General features: G+C 71.3%; 20 protein-coding genes. 8 read left to right on the forward strand and 12 right to left on the reverse strand.

All coding sequences use genetic code 11. The features are described 5' to 3' along the window. A partial coding sequence (locus VM840_09135) for a peroxiredoxin-like family protein (GenBank protein ID HVL81741.1) occupies positions 1-336 on the forward strand: 336 nt, incomplete at its 5' end. Positions 337-341: 5 nt separating this feature from the next. On the opposite strand, the gene VM840_09140 is transcribed toward VM840_09135, so the two are convergent. Next, positions 342-1490, reverse strand: a complete 1149-nt coding sequence (locus VM840_09140) for an ArsA-related P-loop ATPase (protein HVL81742.1) — start codon at positions 1488-1490, stop codon at positions 342-344. Beyond that, a complete protein-coding gene (locus VM840_09145) occupies positions 1477-2409 on the reverse strand; it encodes an ArsA-related P-loop ATPase (GenBank protein ID HVL81743.1) in 933 nt (310 codons plus the stop codon). Before VM840_09145 ends, VM840_09140 begins: the two co-directional genes overlap by 14 nt. A 69-nt stretch (positions 2410-2478) precedes the next feature. Here VM840_09145 and VM840_09150 point away from each other — a divergent pair, with 69 nt between their 5' ends. Both VM840_09150 and VM840_09155 read left to right on the forward strand, forming a co-directional pair. Further along, on the forward strand, positions 2479-3633 hold the full coding sequence (locus VM840_09150) for an acyl-CoA dehydrogenase family protein (protein HVL81744.1): 1155 nt from the start codon (positions 2479-2481) through the stop codon (positions 3631-3633). After that, the gene (locus VM840_09155) at positions 3633-4442 is read left to right on the forward strand and encodes an alpha/beta fold hydrolase (protein ID HVL81745.1); all 810 of its coding nucleotides are present in this window, start codon (positions 3633-3635) and stop codon (positions 4440-4442) included. Before VM840_09150 ends, VM840_09155 begins: the two co-directional genes overlap by 1 nt. Here the strand turns inward: VM840_09155 and VM840_09160 are convergent. Next, on the reverse strand, positions 4439-4603 hold the full coding sequence (locus VM840_09160; protein ID HVL81746.1) for a hypothetical protein: 165 nt from the start codon (positions 4601-4603) through the stop codon (positions 4439-4441). The two genes, VM840_09155 and VM840_09160, sit on opposite strands and share 4 nt — an antisense overlap. Positions 4604-4687: 84 nt before the next feature. Between VM840_09160 and VM840_09165 the strand changes: the two genes are divergently transcribed. Further along, the gene (locus VM840_09165; GenBank protein HVL81747.1) at positions 4688-5320 is read left to right on the forward strand and encodes an O-methyltransferase; all 633 of its coding nucleotides are present in this window, start codon (positions 4688-4690) and stop codon (positions 5318-5320) included. Between the two features lie 6 nt (positions 5321-5326). Here the strand turns inward: VM840_09165 and VM840_09170 are convergent, their stop codons facing one another. From VM840_09170 to VM840_09185, 4 genes are read right to left on the reverse strand one after another with little or no spacing between them, the layout of a single operon-like run. Beyond that, a complete protein-coding gene (locus VM840_09170; protein ID HVL81748.1) occupies positions 5327-6301 on the reverse strand; it encodes an MBL fold metallo-hydrolase in 975 nt (324 codons plus the stop codon). Then, entirely contained in the window at positions 6298-6513 is a 216-nt protein-coding gene (locus tag VM840_09175; protein HVL81749.1) for a dodecin family protein, read from the reverse strand. Before VM840_09175 ends, VM840_09170 begins: the two co-directional genes overlap by 4 nt. Positions 6514-6525: 12 nt before the next feature. Further along, positions 6526-7155: an LUD domain-containing protein gene (locus tag VM840_09180; GenBank protein HVL81750.1), complete on the reverse strand. Its 630-nt coding sequence runs from the start codon at positions 7153-7155 to the stop codon at positions 6526-6528. Then, positions 7152-8573, reverse strand: a complete 1422-nt coding sequence (locus tag VM840_09185; GenBank protein ID HVL81751.1) for a LutB/LldF family L-lactate oxidation iron-sulfur protein — start codon at positions 8571-8573, stop codon at positions 7152-7154. The genes VM840_09180 and VM840_09185 overlap by 4 nt, the downstream gene beginning before the upstream one ends. Before the next feature lie 18 nt (positions 8574-8591). Between VM840_09185 and VM840_09190 the strand changes: the two genes are divergently transcribed. Further along, positions 8592-9416: a PHP domain-containing protein gene (locus VM840_09190; protein ID HVL81752.1), complete on the forward strand. Its 825-nt coding sequence runs from the start codon at positions 8592-8594 to the stop codon at positions 9414-9416. 4 nt (positions 9417-9420) lie between these two features. Continuing rightward, complete coding sequence (locus VM840_09195; protein ID HVL81753.1) at positions 9421-11088, forward strand: cation:proton antiporter family protein; 1668 nt, start codon at positions 9421-9423, stop codon at positions 11086-11088. Here the strand turns inward: VM840_09195 and VM840_09200 are convergent. From VM840_09200 to VM840_09220, 5 genes are read right to left on the reverse strand one after another with little or no spacing between them, the layout of a single operon-like run. Further along, entirely contained in the window at positions 11063-11482 is a 420-nt protein-coding gene (locus VM840_09200) for a PaaI family thioesterase (GenBank protein HVL81754.1), read from the reverse strand. The two genes, VM840_09195 and VM840_09200, sit on opposite strands and share 26 nt — an antisense overlap. After that, positions 11479-12300, reverse strand: a complete 822-nt coding sequence (locus tag VM840_09205) for an ABC transporter permease (protein HVL81755.1) — start codon at positions 12298-12300, stop codon at positions 11479-11481. Before VM840_09205 ends, VM840_09200 begins: the two co-directional genes overlap by 4 nt. Then, on the reverse strand, positions 12300-13289 hold the full coding sequence (locus tag VM840_09210; GenBank protein ID HVL81756.1) for an ATP-binding cassette domain-containing protein: 990 nt from the start codon (positions 13287-13289) through the stop codon (positions 12300-12302). Before VM840_09210 ends, VM840_09205 begins: the two co-directional genes overlap by 1 nt. 20 nt (positions 13290-13309) lie before the next feature. Beyond that, entirely contained in the window at positions 13310-14956 is a 1647-nt protein-coding gene (locus VM840_09215) for a thiamine pyrophosphate-binding protein (protein HVL81757.1), read from the reverse strand. 3 nt (positions 14957-14959) lie between these two features. Beyond that, positions 14960-15193, reverse strand: coding sequence for a DUF3107 domain-containing protein (locus VM840_09220; GenBank protein HVL81758.1), 234 nt, complete (start codon positions 15191-15193; stop codon positions 14960-14962). A gap of 109 nt (positions 15194-15302) precedes the next feature. On the opposite strand from VM840_09220, the gene VM840_09225 reads away from it, so the two are divergent. Beyond that, positions 15303-15710 carry a hypothetical protein gene (locus VM840_09225; protein HVL81759.1) on the forward strand — a complete coding sequence of 136 codons (408 nt, stop codon included), beginning with the start codon at positions 15303-15305 and terminating at the stop codon, positions 15708-15710. Positions 15711-15840: 130 nt separating this feature from the next. Beyond that, positions 15841-16878, forward strand: a complete 1038-nt coding sequence (locus tag VM840_09230) for a mechanosensitive ion channel family protein (protein ID HVL81760.1) — start codon at positions 15841-15843, stop codon at positions 16876-16878. Positions 16879-17035 lie beyond the last annotated feature (157 nt).

Raw genomic sequence — 17035 nt, forward strand, 5'->3', positions numbered from 1 at the left:
TTCCAGGGGAGCCCCGGGAACGTAGGCAACCACTGCCGTGAGCGGTCCGTGCCGTTCGAGTGCCTGTCCGACGCGGGAGGCGAGGGGTACGACGCGTTCGGGCTGGAACGGTCCGGCGTCACCACCTGGCTGAGCCCGGCCACGGTGGTGAAGGGGTTGAAGCTCTACCGACGCGGGCTGACCACCGGTCTCCCGCATACCGGACAGGACGTCCGTCAGATGCCGGGCACGTTCGTCGTCTCGAAGGGGGGACGGGTCCGGCTCGCGCACTACAACCGCGACCCGGCGGACAATCCCTCGCTGGACGTGCTCCTCGGGGCGCTCGGGGCGTCCTGACCGCCTCAGAGCAGGTGGTCCCCGAGCTCGCGGAGCGACCCGAGGTCGTGGACGTCCTGCGTGAGCAGGGGCACCGAGATCACCCGGGTCCGGGCGCGCTTCGATAGCTCCTCCGCGCGCCGGAGATCCCTGGTCGCCAGGTCGTGGAGCGTCCTGAGCGTCTCTGCTCCCTCGGACAGGACGGCCCGGGTGGCGTCCTCGTCGAGTCCGAGGGGTCGCGCCACCGTCTGGACGTCGGCCACGTCCAGCGCCTCGAGGGTCTCCCGCGCGTCGGGCTCCGCGAAGCGGGCGGGGATGGTCTTGTTCGCCACCACGCCGGCCAGTCGCAGCCCTTCGTCGACCAGCCGGTCGATGAAGAAGCCGGCCTCCCCCAGCGGAGGGCCCTCGAGCGTCGTCACCACCACGAACCCGGTCGTGGGCTGCTGCATGATCTGGAGCACCTCGGCCGCCCGCTCCTTGAACGCGTCGTACAGCGACTGGAAGTCGACGACGAACGCAGACAGGTCCTCGAGCAGCTGGGAGCCGAGGACCCGGTCAGCGATCTTCAGGAACGGGGTGGCGGTGACGTTGAAGGCGCGCAGGCCTACCCGTCCGGCCGCGGAGTAGGGCCGGGCCAGCCACTTCAGCACGTTCCCGCCGACGAGATCGGTCATGCGCTTCGGCGCGTCCAGGAAGTCCAGCGCGTGCCGGGTCGGCGGCGTGTCGATCACGATCAGGTCGTAGACCCCCCGGTCGTGAAGGTCGGCGAGCCGCTCCATCGCCATGTACCCCTGCGAGCCGACGAAATGCTCGGACAGCCCCTGGTAGAGGCGGTTCGACTTGAGGTGCCGGGCCACCTCGGCGTCCGGCGAGTACCTGTCGACCAGCTCGTCCCAGGCCGACTTCATGTCCAGCATGGCGGCGGTCAGGGAGCCGCCCGCGCTCCCGATCTCCACCTCGACCTCGTGGTGTCCGAGGCCGGTTCCCAGGCCGAGCGCCGAGGCCAGCCTCCGCGCGGGGTCGATGGTGAGGACGATCGTCTTGCGGTCCTGCGCCGCGGCGAGCGCGAGCGCCGCCGAGACCGAGGTCTTCCCGACACCGCCCGACCCACACACGACGAGGATCCCGCTGGAGGCGATGGCCTCGGCCAGGCCGTTCCCCTCACCCCGCAACATCGGCCTCCCGCAGGGCGTCGGAGACCGACCGGGTGACCGACAGCGTGTGACGCGAGACCGGCATCAACGGGACCTCGAGCACCGGGGGGCCGAGGGACCTGAGTCGGTCGCGCATGGGAGCCTGGTTCGCGGCCAGGCGCGAGCGAAGGGCGACCGCGTCCTGGAGCGCACCGGTGGGGGCGCCGAGGATGTCCGGGGTGATCCCGGAGAGGGCGCTCGCGTGGGCGAGCGGCTCCACGATCCTGTTCGCGACGACGGCGAGCACCGGGGTATCCACCTGGGTCGGCACCTGCTCGATCAGCTCCGCCGTCTCGGCCACCGGCATCTCCTCGGCGAGCGAGACGACGACGATGCCGCTCACGGCGGGGTCCTCGAGGACGACGCGCACCCACTCCGTCTGGTTGCGTATCAGCCCCACGCCTACGAGCTCCTGGAGCGTTCGCGGCCCCCTCAGGTGGGAGAGCACCTGTCCAGAGGGAGCCGCGTCGACCACGATCAGGTCCCATCGCTTCGCCCCGTCCCGAACCGCCCTCTCCTCGAACCCGACCTTGCCGGCGATCAGCACCTCGCGGATGCCCGGGGCGGCTGTCGCGATGAAGTCGAAGACCTTGTGCAGCGGTCCTATGCGGTACATCCGCGGGATCTTGAGGCCCACGCGGAGGTACTCGTCGAGCGCCTCCGCCGGGTCGAGCGCGAGGTGCCAGAGCCCGTCGCCCGCCTGCTTCGCCGCGTACCCCGGGGGCCCGGAGTCGAGGAAGCGGGCCGCGTCGCCCTTCGCCTCGACATCGATCAAGAGCGTCCGGCGGCCGCGCTGCGCACCCTCCAGGGCCAAGGCGGCGGCGATGGTCGACTTCCCGACCCCCCCCTTGCCCGTCACGAACACGATCCGGCGGGAGAAGAGGTCGTCGAGGACGGGCATCCGGGCCAGCCTATCGAAGCGTCGCCCCGGACCGGCTCCCTATGATGGTCCCCACGACCTGGAGGTGCGATGACCGCTTTCACCCTGTCCGAGGAGCTCTCTGCGCTGCGCGAGTCCGCGCGCGCGTTCGCGGAGCGCGAGATAGCGCCCGTGGCCGACGAGGCCGAGCGGACCGAGACCTTCCCCAAGGAGCTCTTCGCGAAGGCGGGCAAGGCGGGGTTCATCGGCATGCGGTACCCGACGTCGCTCGGGGGGTCCGAGGCGGGGATCCTGGCCGAGGTCCTCTGGCGGGAGGCGGGGAGCCGCGTGAACGCCGGGATCGCCTCGGCGCTCTCCGTCCCCGGCAACATCGGGTCCTACCCGATCTTCGAGTTCGGGAGCCCCGAGCAGGCACAGACCTACATCCCGAAGGTCACGTCCGGCGAGTGGATAGGAGCGTTCGCCCTGACCGAGCCCGCCGCCGGCTCCGATGTCGCCGGGATACGCGCCACGGCCGAGCGCCGCAACGGCTCGTGGGTGCTGAACGGCACGAAGATGTTCATCACGTGCGCCCCCTCCGCGAACTTCTTCATCTTCACCGCCTACACCGACCGCGACCTCGGCTACAACGGGATCGCCAACTTCATCCTCGGCCGCGACCGGCTCCCGGACGAGGCGATCCGCCCCCTCAAGACCCTGGGGCACCGTTCGGGCGAGCTCGGCGAGGTGGTCGTCGACGGCATCGAGGTGCCCGACGACGCGCTGATCGGGGAGCCCACCGGCGGCTTCAAGCGGGCGGCCAGGACCCTCAACGGAGGCCGGTTGATCGTCGCCGGGGGAGCGCTGGGCACCGCGCAGGCGGCCCTGGACGTCTCTGTGCAGTACGCGCGGGAGCGGGACGCCTTCGGGCATCCGATCGGTGACTTCCAGGCCGTCGCCTTCCGACTCGCCCAGGTGGCCGCCGAGATCGAGTCGGCGCGCGTCACGACCTACTGGGCGGCCAGCCTGTGGGACGCCGGACAGGAGACGCCGAAGGAGATCGCCGTGGCCAAGCTGATGGCCACCGAGACGGCCGTGCGCGCCACGAGCGAGGGGTTCCGCACGTTCGGCGGCTACGCCTACATCGCCGACGAGTTCCCCATCGAGCGGCTCCTGCGCGACGCCCGGATGTACGTGATCGTCGAGGGGACGTCGGACGTGCAGAAGCTGATCCTCTCCCGCCAGCTCGGGCTGAACCCACGCTGATGGCCCACCACTTCGACGGACGCGGTTTCCGCATCCACTACGTGGAGCAGGGCGAAGGACAGCCGGTCGTCTTCGCCCACGGGTTCCTCATGGACCACACGATGTTCGCCCCTCAGTTCGAGGACACCCCCGACACCCATCGCTGCGTCGCCTGGGACATGAGGGGTCACGGTCTCAGCGAATGTCCGCCCGGACCCTGGGCACTCCAGGACATCGTCGACGACTGGATCGCCTTCGTGGAGCACGTCGGAGACGGACCCGCGCACCTCGTGGGGATGTCCACCGGCGGGATGATCTCGCTCCGCCTCGCGCTCCAGCGACCCGAGCTCGTCCGCTCCCTCGTCCTGATCGACACGCACGCGGGGGGAGAGGAGGAGGACAGGATCGGCCTGTACCGCAGCTATCAGCAGGCCGTCCGAGACCTCGAGGGCGAGCTCCTCCCCGACGACCTGGCCGCCGCCTCCCTGCCGCTACTGTTCGGACCCCGCTACCTGCGCGAGGAGATGGACGCCCTGAAGGTGCACGTGGCCCGCGGCAAGGACATGGACCACACCGCCATCGTCGAGGGTCTCGAGGCACTGATCACCCGCGACTCGGTAGCCGACCGTCTAGGGGAGATCGGGGTGCCCACCCTCGTGATCCATGGGGCAGAGGACGCGTCGATACCCGTCGCCCGCGCCGAGGCGATAGCGGCCGGCATACCGGGAGCCGAGCTGCATGTGATCGCCGACGCCGGACACACGACGCCGTTGGAGGCGCCGGATGAGGTGAACCGGCTCCTCGAGGGGTTCCTGCGCCGCGTGTCCTAGTCCTCGGGGGGCTGACCGCTCTTCAGGCGCAGTGCGTCCAGGAGGTCCTCGGTCCGGTCGATGATCGCCTCGACGTCCTCGGACATCTCGTCCGGGAGCGTCTCGAGCGCTGTTCGCAGCTCCTCGAGCGCGGTCTCCAGGGCAGCGATCGCTTCGTCCACGTGGTCCTCTCCTCGCTGGATGTCCGGAACGGTCGGGAGTGTACCCCGACAGGTGGCGATCCGAAAGCCCTGTAACCTGGGTCGATGCATCCGGTGGAGCCCCGCATCTCGGCGTACATGTCCACGCTCGTGCGTCGCCACGACGACCCCGTACTGATCGAGATGGAGGACCACGCGGCGCGGAACGGCTTCCCGATCGTGGGGCGTCTGTGCGGGGTCACCATCGAGCTGCTGGCCCGCTCCGTGGGAGCCCGCCGGGTGTTCGAGCTCGGCTCCGGGTACGGCTACTCGGCCTGGTGGTTCGCGCGCGCCGTGGGGGAGCAGGGCGAGATCCACTGCACGGACGGGGACCCGCACAACGCATCCGCCGCCGAGGGCTACCTCACCCGCGCGGGAGTCTGGGACCGGGTCACCTACCACGTCGGGGACGCCCTGACGCACCTGAAGCAGACAGAGGGCGAGTTCGACGTCGTCTACTGCGACGTGGACAAGGTCGGGTACCCGGAGTGCTGGCGGCACGCGCGGGACCGCGTCCGCGTCGGGGGCCTGTGGATCTGCGACAACACGCTGTGGTCGGGGCGTGTTTTGGAGGAGGACCGCGACGAGGCGACGCAGGCCATCGTCGAGCACAATGCGATGGTCGCCGAGGATCCCGACTACCTGTCCGTGATCGTGCCCACGCGCGACGGCCTCATGGTCGCCCTGCGCGTGTCCTGACGCCGCTCAGCGCGACGGGAGCGAGTACACCCAGAGCCCGTCCACCCGCTCCCGAACCGCGCGCTCCCTGAGCCGGAGGTACTCCAGGTGCGAGAGCGTCTCGGCGAGAGCCAATCGTTCGATGAAGTCGCGCAGCTCGCGGTCGAAGAGCCGACGCGCCGTGTCGAGCGCGGTCATGGGTCCGTGACGCGCCAGCACCTCCTCGATCCGCTTCAGGCGCTGTCGGTGATGCCACCTGATCGCCTGGGCCCGCTCGGCTCCCTCCGCGAAGACGCGCCCGTGTCCGGCGAGCACGACCTTGGGGTCGAGCGACGCGAGGAGCGCGAGGGAGTCGAGGAACTGCCCAAGGGGGTCGGGAGGGTCGATCGTGTAGCCGACGTGGGGCGTGATCGAGCGCAGCAGCGTGTCCCCGCTCAGCAACACGCCGTCCGCGGCCCGGTGAAGCGCGATGTGGCCCACCTCGTGGCCCGGGGTGTAGTGCACCTCCCACTCGCCGTCGGCCAACCTCAGCACGTCTCCCGGTTCGACGAACTCGAAGGTCTCGGGCATCGGGAAGAGGAAGAAGCGCGCGCTGACGTCCTCGGTCTCGCGACCGTGCTCGGCGTAATGATCGGTGACCGCCTGCCACCTGTCGGGCGTCTGCATGAGCTCGAACCCGGTCCGGACGTTGGGGTGACACACCACCGGGGCGCCCGATCTCTCCTGCAGGACGCTCGCCAGTCCGATGTGGTCCGGGTGGCAGTGCGTCAGCACGATCCGCTCGAGATCGGTGATGTCACGGCCCAGCCAGGCGATCGTCTGCTCGATCCGGTCCAGGGATTCCCCGCCCCCGAGCGCGGTGTCCACCAGGACGAGGCCGCCTCCCGGTCCGTCGGCCAGGTAGGTGTGGACGTGCTTCAGCCCCGGGAACGGGATGTCGTGGGTCACCCTGATGATCCCCGGGTACGGTGCGGCGACGAAGGGCCGCTCTCGTGCGGTCACTCGTGGAGCTTCTCCTGCACCACGAACGTGACCTTGAGCCAGACGCGGTACCCCTCGATCCCGTCCGGTCCCACCGTCCCCGTGATCCGCTCGATCTCGAACCCCTCGATATCGGCGATCGTCGCCGAGGCGCGGGCCAGCGCGTGCTCCACCGCCGCCTCTATCGATCCGCTAGACGTCCCGGACAGGTCGATCGTCTTCGTCACCGTCATCTCGTCCCTCCTCTACACGATCGCGATCCACACCCGGCCGGGCCCGTGCACCCCGACCGTCAAGACGAGCTCTATATCGGCCGTCCGACTTGGCCCGGTGACGAGCACGAGCTGCGACGGCAGGCCTTCTGGGTAGTGCTCGCCGAGCCGCCGGAAGAGCACTGCCGCGGTCGTCAGGATGCGGTCCCGAGCGACCAGGAACAGCACGCCGGGCGGCAGCAGCGAGGCGGACCGGCCGCCGGCGCGTCCCGCGTCGATCACGACCGACCCGGTGGCGGCGATCCCCCACGCGCCCCCGGCGATCCCCAGGTCGGCGGCCGCCGCCGCCCCGGGGGAGTCGAACGCGGCCTCTCCCATGCCCACGCTCGAGAGCAGGGGCAGGACGGCCGCCGTCTCGGGGTCACGGGTCCGGACGACCGTGCGGGCTCCCGTCTCCTCGAGGAGGTCCCGGAGGTCGTCGTCGGTGACGATCCGTCTCACGATCGCCCCGGACCCCTGAGCGGCCTCGGTGAAGGCCACGACCGGGTCCGCGAGATCCCGCACGTAGGCCGGCTCGGGGACCGCGACGGAGCCCGTCCCGACATCCGCGTCCGTCCCGAGTTGCGCGCGGACCCGGGCGAGGAAGGCGTCGCGCGTCGTCACAGCTCGCCTCGATCGAAGCGCTCGCGGAAGCCGGGTCCGGACGGGGGCCGGGGGAGGGAGCGCCCGTCCGTCCATGCGTCCGGGGCCATGCGTTCCGGCACGATCCGCGAGGCGGTCCGGGCGGTCCGGACGCTGGCCCGGTAGGCGGCCGGCCGGCTCCACGTCTCGGCCCAGGCTCGCCACACAGCGCGCTGCGCGCGGGGCAACGAGGGCGCCTCCCGCCTGCGCAGCGCGAGGAGCAGGTCGTGAAGGGGGATCCGCACGGGGCAGGCCTCCCAGCACGCCCCACACAGGCTCGAGGCCTGGGCGAGCTCCGGTGCGTGCGGGGCGCGATCGAGGAGAGGGGTGAGGACGGCTCCCACCGGACCCGAGTAGACCCCCCCGTACGCGTGGCCACCGATCTGGCGGTACACCGGACAGACGTTGAGGCACGCGCCGCAGCGTATGCAGTGCAGGATCTCCTGGAGCTCCGTCCCCAGGATCTCGGACCGGCCGTTGTCCACGATCACCAGGTGGAACTCGTCCGGACCGTCCACCTCCCCCGCCCGACGCGGGCCGGTCATGGCATTGGCGTAGACGGTGATGTCCTGCCCGCTGGCCGCCCGGGGCAGGAGGGCCAGCATGAGCTCGAGCTGATCCCACGTCTCGACGACGCGCTCCATGCCCATCACCGCGACATGGGTGCGTGGGAGCGAGGTGACCATCCTGCCGTTGCCCTCGTTGGTCACGATGAAGATCGAGCCGGTCTCGGCGACGGCCAGGTTCACGCCCGATATGCCGAGGTCGGCGCGCAGGAACCGCTCGCGCAGCTCGCGGCGCGCGAACGCGCACAGGTCCTCCGGGAGCTCGGAGACCGCGTGGCCGGCCACCCTGCCGAACAACTCGGCGATCTCCTCGCGTGACCGGTGGACGGCGGGTGCGAGGATGTGCGAAGGGGTCTCCCCTGCGAGCTGGACGATCCACTCCCCGAGGTCCGTCTCCACGACCTCGATCCCGGCCGCCTCGAGGTGGTCGTTGAGCGCGATCTCCTCCGTCGCCATCGACTTGGACTTCACGGCGAGCCGGGCCCCCCGGCGCCGGGCGACCTCGACCACGAGGGACGACGCCTCCTGCGCCGTGGTCGCCCAGTGGACGTGTCCGCCGTTGGCCTCGACGTTTTCGGACAGGCGCTCGAGGATGCGCGGGAGGTCGGCCAGCACCCGGGTCCGGACCGCCCGGCCCGCATCGCGCAGCTCGTCCCAGTTGCTCAACGTCTGCTGTCCGACGCCGCGCAGCAGCGAGAACCGGTCGGTCGCCCTGCGCAGGGTGCGACGCAGGCGCTCGTCGGAGAGCGCGCCGCGGGCTCGGCGGCGGAGGGTGGTGGTGGCGAGCACCTCCTGCACGTCCCCATCGTCGCGGATGGGGGAGGTCCGCCGCACGACCCGTACCCTGTGCACATGCGGATCGACCTCCAGGCGCACACGACGGCTTCGGACGGCACCCTGTCCCCCGCTGAGATGGTGGCCTTCGCTCGCGACTGCGGGGTGGACGTCCTCGCCATCACCGACCACGACACGACCGAGGGCGTGGCCGAGGCGTCCGAGGCCGGAGTGGGAGCCGGGGTCGAGGTGGTCGCCGGGATCGAGCTGTCCTGCCGGCGGGGCGGCCGTCCGGTCCACATGCTCGGCCTGTTCGTGGACCCGGGCTCGTCGGGCATCTCGGCCTACACCGAGCGGCTGCGCGCCGAGCGGGCCCACCGCGCGAACCGGATGGTCGAGCAGCTGAACCGACTGGGGTACGCGATCACGATGGAAGAGGTCCTGGCGGAGGCGGGCCGCGGCATGGTGGGACGCCCGCACGTCGCCCGCGCTCTCGTGGCGCGCGGCCACATCCCATCCGTCTCCTCCGCGTTCTCGCAGGGGCTCCTCGGGGACGGTGGACTGGCCGACGTCCCCCGGCGGGTGCTCGACCCGGTCGAGGCCGTGTCCGAGATAGCCGGTTGGGGGGGCGTCGCCGTCGTGGCCCACCCCGGCGCGCGGCACCCGGAGCCGGTCCCGGCTCCACTGATCGTCGAGCTGGCCGAGGCGGGGCTGACGGGCGTCGAGGTCGAGCACCCCGACCACGACCGGACCGCCCGCAAGGCCCTGCGGAAGCTGGCCGCCGAGCTCGACCTGGTGTGCACGGGGGGTTCGGACTGCCACGGTCCCCACTCGGCCAGGCCGGGCTCCTACACGACCGACCCCGGCCAGTACGAGCGCCTGCGGGAGCGCGCGTTAGGGTAGCCGCGTGCCGAACCCCTTCTACGAGATCGCTCTCATCGTGGTGGTCGCCGCCCTGGGCGGCGCGATCGCCATCCGGCTCCGACAGCCCCTGATCATCGCCTTCGTGGCCATCGGGATCCTGATCGGCCCGTCGGGGTTCGACCGGGTGTCCGCCCGCGAGGAGATGGGCCTGCTCGCGGAGCTGGGGATCACCCTCCTGCTGTTCGTGGTCGGACTGAAGCTCGACATCCAGCTGATCCGCCACCTCGGCCCGGTGGCGGTGGCGACGGGTCTGGCCCAGATGGCCGTTACGTTCGCCGGGGGCGTCGGGCTCTCCCTGCTGATGGGGGCGGGGGTGACGGCCGCCCTCTACATCGGTGCCGCTCTGATGTTCTCCTCCACGGTGATCATCGTGAAGGTGCTCTCGGACAGGCGGGAGATCGATTCCCTGCACGGCCGCATCGCCCTGGGCGTCCTCATCGTGCAGGACATCGCCGTCGTCGCCATCATGGCCGCGCTGGGCGCCTCGAAGAGCGACCTGGCCGACCAGATCGCCCTCCCGGGCTGGGCCGGGCCCGCGGTCATCCTCGGGTGCGCGATCCTGCTCGGCGTGCTGATGAGGTACGTCCTGCCCCGCGTGATGCACGCGCTGGCCCGCTCCTCGGAGCTGATGCTCCTCTTCGCGTTCGCCTGGGGCATGTTCCTGGCCACCGTGGGAGACGCCGTGGGGCTGTCCCGTGAACTCGGCGCCTTCCTGGGCGGGTTCTCCCTGGCCTCGTCGGGCTACCGGGAGGCGCTGAGCGTACGCCTCACGAGCCTGCGCGACTTCCTCCTGCTCTTCTTCTTCGTCGATCTGGGGGCCCGTCTCTCGTTCCAGTCACCCGGACGCGCGCTCGCGATGGCGGCGGTGCTGTCGCTCTTCGTGCTCGTCGGGAAGCCGGTGCTCGTGATGGCCGTGATGGGGGCGATGGGTTACCGCAGGCGGACCAGCTTCTTCGCCGGCAGCGCGCTCGCGCAGATCAGCGAGTTCTCGCTGATCCTGGTGACCCTCGGCATCGGGATCGGACACGTGGACGAACAGGTCATGGGGGTGGTGACCCTGGTCGCCCTCTTCACGATCACCCTGTCGGCCTACATGATCACGAACTCGCAGAGGCTCTTCGAGATCCTCGAGGAACCGCTGGGGGCGTTCGAGAGATCGACCGCGCCGAGCGTCGGGGCGGACGCCGCGGACGGCTCGGACGTCGACCCGGACGTCGTCGTCTTCGGGCTGGGGCGGCTCGGCGGCCGTCTGGTGAAGCGGTTGAAGGACGACGGCTTCGAGGTCTACGGCGTGGACTTCGACCCCGAGGCGGTCGCGCAGGCGAAGCGGGACGGGGTCCACGCCGTCTACGGGGACGCCGCCGACGCCGCTCTGTTCCACCTCCTGCCCCTCGAGCATGCCCGTTGGGTGGTGAGCAGCGTCCCTGACCGGGACCTGAACGCTGCGATGATCCGGGTGCTGCACGCCGAGGGGTTCGAGGGGCGCATCGCGGTCACCGCCCACACCGCCCACGACGCGGAGAGGCTCCTCGAGCTCGGCGCCCACGAGGTCCTCAGGCCGTACGCCGACGCCGCCCTGTTCGCCGCCGCGATCCTGGCCTCCGACCTCGTTTCCCCGAAGGACGCTACCGCGCAGCCGGGAGGGTCATGAAGGTGGCCGTGGCCCGGGCGAGGACCCGGTCCCGATCGTCGCGCGCCTCCGCCTCGGCCACGCCCATGCTCCGACCCTTGTGGACCGCCCGCCCGGTCGCGGTGATCCGTCCGGACCTCGCCGCCTTCAGGTAGTTGATCGACAGCTGGACCGTCCGGTGCGTCCGGTCGGCCGGCAGGAGGCTGCGGAGCGCGAGCCCGCAGGCGGTGTCGAGGAGCCCGGCCAGCACGCCCCCGTGGACGATCCCCTGCGGGTTGTGGTGGTGCTCCTCTATCTCGGCGGCGATGGTGACGACGCCGGGCTGGTACGTGACCAGTTCCGTGCCCGCCCACCGGTGGTAGGGGGAGCCGGCGATCCGCTGCCGGACCTCCGCCTCGTCCAGCGGATCGGTCACGGCTGCCTGTCGAACCCGCGCGCGGCGAGCAGGACCATCACGGCTCCGAAGACGCCCAGGACCGCGACCTCGGCCAGGATCGGGACCGGCTCCCCGCCGATGCGGATCTGGGCCGGTATCCCGAGGAGCGTGCGGCGGATGGCGTCCACCGCGTATGCCGCCGGGTCGAGGTAGGCGAGGGTGCGCAGCCAGGCGGGCACCGTGTCCAGGGGGAAGAGGGCGCCGGACAGGAAGAACAGCGGCAGGGTGATGAAGTTCATGACGACCATGAACCCCTGCATCGTCGAGATCTTCGACGCGATGGCGATGCCCAGCCCGTTGATGGCGAGCGCGAACACGATCAGGATCGGAGCGACGGCGAGGACACGCCAGGGCACGAGCGAGACGCCTATCAGGGGCGCCATCACGAGTATGGCCAGCCCCTGCATCGACGAGGTGGTGGCGCCGCCCGCGACCTTGCCCGCGACGATCGATGACCGTCCGACCGGCGCGACGAGGATCTCCTTGAGGAATCCGAACTCCCGGTCCCAGGTGATCGACACGGACGCGAACATCGACGTGAAGAGGCAGGTCATCACGATCACGCCGGGGAGCAGGAAGGTCTGGTAGTCGGTGCCGATGGCCGCCGTGCGCACGGAGGCGCCCAACCCCGTCCCGAAGACGAGCAGGTAGAGGAGCGGCTGGACGAACGACGTGACGACCCGCGCACGCTCCCGGAAGAAACGGATCATCTCGCGGCGCCAGATCGTCCGGGCTCCCCGGACGTCGCGGACGAGGCGGTTCGGCAGCTCCACCGGCTTCCGCGCGGCCACCGCCATCAGACCCTCCCTCCGGACCTCATCCGGGCCGCCATGTGCGCGCGCAGCATGTCCCCCGCCGACCCCTCCTCCTCGCGGATGTGGCGGCCGGTGAGCTCGATGAAGACATCGTCGAGCGTGGGCCGCGACATGGTTACCGACCTCACCGCGACGGGGAGCGCGCCGAGGATCCTCGGGATGGCCGCGTCGCCGTCCGGCACGGCCACGTGGAGACCGTCGGAGATCGAGGTCGGTTCGAGAGCCAGTTCCTCACGGAGGAACGTCGCCGCGGCGGCGTCGTCGTCCGTCCGCAGGGTCAGGGCGTCGCCGCCCACGCTGCGCTTCAGCCCGGCGGGGGTGTCGAGGGCGATGATGCGGCCGTGGTCCATGATCGCGATGCGCCCGCAGTGCTCGGCCTCGTCGAGGTAATGGGTGGTCAGGAACAACGTGATGCCCTCCTCCCGGGCGAGGTCGAGGATGTAGCTCCACATCTGCTTGCGCGACTGGGGGTCCAGGCCGATGGTCGGCTCGTCGAGGAAGAGCACGATCGGCCGATGGAGCAGCCCGCGCGCGAGCTCGAGCCGGCGTCGCATCCCCCCGGAGAACGTCATCACCGGCTTGTCCGCGCGCTCGGTCAGGTCGACCATCTCGAGCAGCGCCCCCATCCGCGCCTCCGCCTCGCCTCGCGGCACCCCGTAGACGTCGGCGTGGAAGCGCAGGTTCTCCCGCGCGGTCAGGTTGATGTCGAGGGACGGGTCCTGGAAGACGATGCCGATGGACGCCCGGACGGCATCGCGATGGGCCACCACGTCGAACCCGTTCACCTCGGCGCTGCCCGAGGTCGGGGACAGCAGGGTACAGAGGATGGAGATGGTGGTCGTCTTGCCCGCGCCGTTGGGTCCGAGGAAACCGAAGGCCTCACCCGGCTCGACCTCGAAGCTGACGCCGTCGACCGCCACCAACTGGCCGTAGCGGCGGACGAGTTCGGACGCGCGGATCACCGGGGGCATCGGACAGCCAGCCTACGCGCTCAGAACGGGAGGTCGGGGATGGCCCGGTCGGTGGCGCAGTCGATGAGGAACGGTCCCTCGTGGGCGGCCGACGCCTCGAGCGCGTGGCGGAGCTCGTCGGGGGTCGTCGCGGACGCGGCTCCCGCTCCCAGCCCGCGCGCGAGCGAGAGCATGTCGACGGGCGGGTCGTCGATGTCCATCCCGATGTAGGTGTCGGTCTCGTAGGCCCGCCCCTTCGCGGCCCGGGTCCCCGACTTGATGATCGCGTACCCGCGGTTGTTGAAGACGACGTAGGTGATGCGCGCCCTCGTCCGGGCGGCCGTGTAGAGGGCCTGCGGCACGTACATCAGGCTGCCGTCGCCGAGCGTGCAGAGCACGCGGCGTCGAGGGTCGGCCAGCGCCACCCCCACCGCGGCGGACGCCCCCCACCCGAGCGCGCCGCCCTTGTGTCCGAAGTAGGAGTCGGAGTCGGGCAGGCGCGCGGCGGACCGTACGTGCAAGGAAGCGGTGACCGACTCGTCGACGACCCGGACATCGCCGAGCACCTCGTGTGCCATCGCCACCACGCCGGGGGCCGAGAGAGGCACCCGCTCCGCCTCGGCGCGCGCCCACGTCTCGGTCGCCGCCCGGGCGTCGGACGCCGCGGCGGCCGCGGTCCGCTCCTTCGCCGCCGCGGTCGTGGTGACCAGGCCCGAGAGGGCCTGGAGGAAGCGGTCCGCGGTGGCGGTCACCGCCACCTCGGTCGGGTAGTTCTTCGCCAGCTCCCACGGGTCCGGGTGCACGTGGACGAGGGTGGCGTCGGGCGGCACCGGATCGACGGGCTGGAAGTAGTAGAGCAGGAAGGCCTTGGCTCCCACGACGACCACGACGTCGTGTCCGTTGAGGAAGGCGCGGGCTATCGAGGGGAAGGGGGGGAGCGGTCCGGCGTGGAGTGGGTGGGTGTTGGGCACGTTCTGGAACAGCGCCAACGGCGCCCCGAACACCTTCGCGCCCACCCGCGTCGCGACGTCCATCAATAGTTCCTCGCAGCGGGTCCGGCCGACGTCGTCACCGGCCACGAAGGCAGGGTTGACCGCGGAGGCGAGCAGCGAGGCGACCCGTTCCACGGCCTCCGGGTCGGGAGCCGGGGAAGAGGGGAGGTCCGCCGGACGGAGGTCGAGCTCGTCGGAGACCTCGCGGGCCAGGACGTCCATCGGCCAGGACAGGACGACCGGACCGCAGGGCGGCGTCCGAGCCACCTTGAACGCCCTCCTCAGCGAGGGGATCACGTCGTCGACCGAGTTCGTCTCGTAGGCCCACTTCGCGAGCGGCCTGGCCATCTCGACCACCTCGCCCCGCAGCAGCGGCTCGGTGAGGGCGAAGCGGGTGTCCTCGTTGCCGACCGTGACGACGAGGGGGGACCGGTGCTTGGCCGCCATGTACAGGCCCGACATCCCCTGCGCCAGCCCGGGTCCGGTGTGGAGGTTGACGACCTGGGGACGCCGCGTCGCCTGGGCGAGCCCGTCCGCGGCCGAGACGGCCACGTTCTCCTGCAGGCATAGGACGAAGCGCAGCGGTGAGTCCACGAGCGCGTCCATGAACGGCACCTCGGTGGTGCCCGGGTTGCCGAAGACGTGGGAGACCCCCTCGGCCTCGAGGTACCTGCAGACGGCGTCCGCCGCGCGCACGGCCTAGGACGGGAGCGAGAACCCGACCCGCTTGGACTCCCCGCCGGGATCGAGCTCGACGTACGTCAGCTTCGAGAGGGGGACGCCGACCTGTCTGCCCTTCGTGTCCGTGAGCCACAGCATCCGCTGCTCACTGGAGTAGGCCTCCTCGACCTGACGACGGACGTCGTCCGCCGACCCGTCCGTCTCCAGCCGCAGCTCCCGCGCGGTGAACTCGACGCCGATCGCGATCTCCATGGGGTGCCTCCTGGTGGGTACGGTGGGCGCGGGAATGGTAGCACCCGCCCCGCGGGGTCGCGCCGGGAGCCGAGCAGGAGATGGGCATCCACGCGTCGAACGCATCCCCATGATCAGGCGCACGCTCATGCTGACCGCGCTCGTCGTCTCGGTAGGCGCACCGGCGCACGCCGGTCTCGTGACGGGGTGTGACATGCCTCCCGACCCGGGGGCTCGAGGCACCACCGTCGGGCCCGTCGGGAACCTCCAGCACCACCTCTCCGTCGACGGCGACGTCGCCTCGGGGAAGGTCTACGTGCGAGGGGGCACGCACGGCGGCGGGCTCCCGCGGTCGACGGCGCAGACGGTCGTCTTCGTATCGGCGTCGCCATCGGGGGCCGAGGTTGCCGCGTGGCGGTCGGGGACGGCGGCGGCAGGCGTCCCGACGGACGTCGACGCCCGCGCCTCCATCTCCGGCGGCGGACCCTCCGCCTGTGTGGCCGACCCCGACCGCGAGGTCGGCGTCGCCGTTCCGTAGGCCGACCCCAGAGCGCGGGCACGTGACGTGACCCGCGTGTTGCTTCGCGGGTCGTCCGTGGGCCCCTATGTAGAGTAGGAGGCATCAACCCCGCCGCCCTCCCGGGCCGGCCTCGGACGAAAGGAAGAACGTGCTCTCGACCTCCCTCGGCATGACCCAGGCCCCGGTCTGGATGGACGCCGACATAGCGCGACTACTGGAGCGGCTCGTGTCGTTCGCCGGCCTGATCGTGTTCGGGATCGTCCTCTACGCGGTGGGACGCCTCGTGATAAAGCGGATCGCCGTCCCGAAGCACCCCCTCACCGCGTCGCTCAGCGCGCGGGCCGCCACCACGCGGTCCCTCCTCCTGTCGGTCTGGAAATACGTCGTCCTCGTGCTCGTCCTCGCGGGCGCCCTGTCCATCGTCGGACCGCGGGCGAACGGCGCCATCGCGGTGACGGGTGTGGTCGGCTTGATCGCCGCCTTCTCCGCTCAGACCCTGCTGAAGGACGTCTTCGCGGGGCTCTCGATCCTCCTCGAGGGTCAGTTCGGGGTGGGCGACCGGGTCAGGCTGTTCGGACCCGATATCGAGGGCACGGTCGAGGGGATCGGCCTCAGGATCACGGTCGTCCGCGAGGAGGACGGCAACCGCGTCTTCGTCCCCAACGGGTCGATCACCGCTGTGCGCACCTTCACCGGCGGCGAGAGCCGGACCCGGTCGCGCGGAGAGAGAGGCGGGCGCGGCCGGACCCCCCGACAGGGGGACAGACCGCGCTCCCGGTCGGAGCGGACCCCCCGCCAGCGCGCAGAGGGTGCGGTCGCGGCCGGAGCGGCCGCCGGCGACGGGTCCGACGACGCATCCGAGAGCGACCTCGACCGGGGGGACGGGTCCGACGAGGCCGGCTCCGCGGCGCGTCGACGGTCCAGGCGCGGGGGGAGGCGCAGGCGGCCCGCGTCCGAGCGGGACGGCGCCGACGGCGGGTCGAGTGGGGACGCGCCGGCCCCGGCCGGGGAGACGGGCCGGACCGAGGCTGGCCCGGGCCCCGACGCGGCGGCCCGTCCGGACCCGGCTCCCGAGGCTCCCGCTCGTCCGGACCCCGCGCCGGCTCCCGAGCCGACACGCCCGGCACCCGCCGGGCCGGAGCCGCGCAGCGACGAGCTCCGCGAGTCTCCCTGGTCGATCGAGTAGCGTTTCGAGGGCCGGACCCCGGGGGACGATCTGGGTGTGGTCGGGGTACGGAGCCCGTATACTCGACCGCGAGCGACCCGCTCTTGGTGCGGGGTTGGGCCCCAGAGGCTCACCGACTGCAGGGGGTGGGTTTTCGCTTGTAGGAACACCGTCGACC

It is taken from the genome of Actinomycetota bacterium (assembly GCA_035540895.1).
GTDB lineage: Bacteria > Actinomycetota > JAICYB01 > JAICYB01 > JAICYB01 > DATLFR01.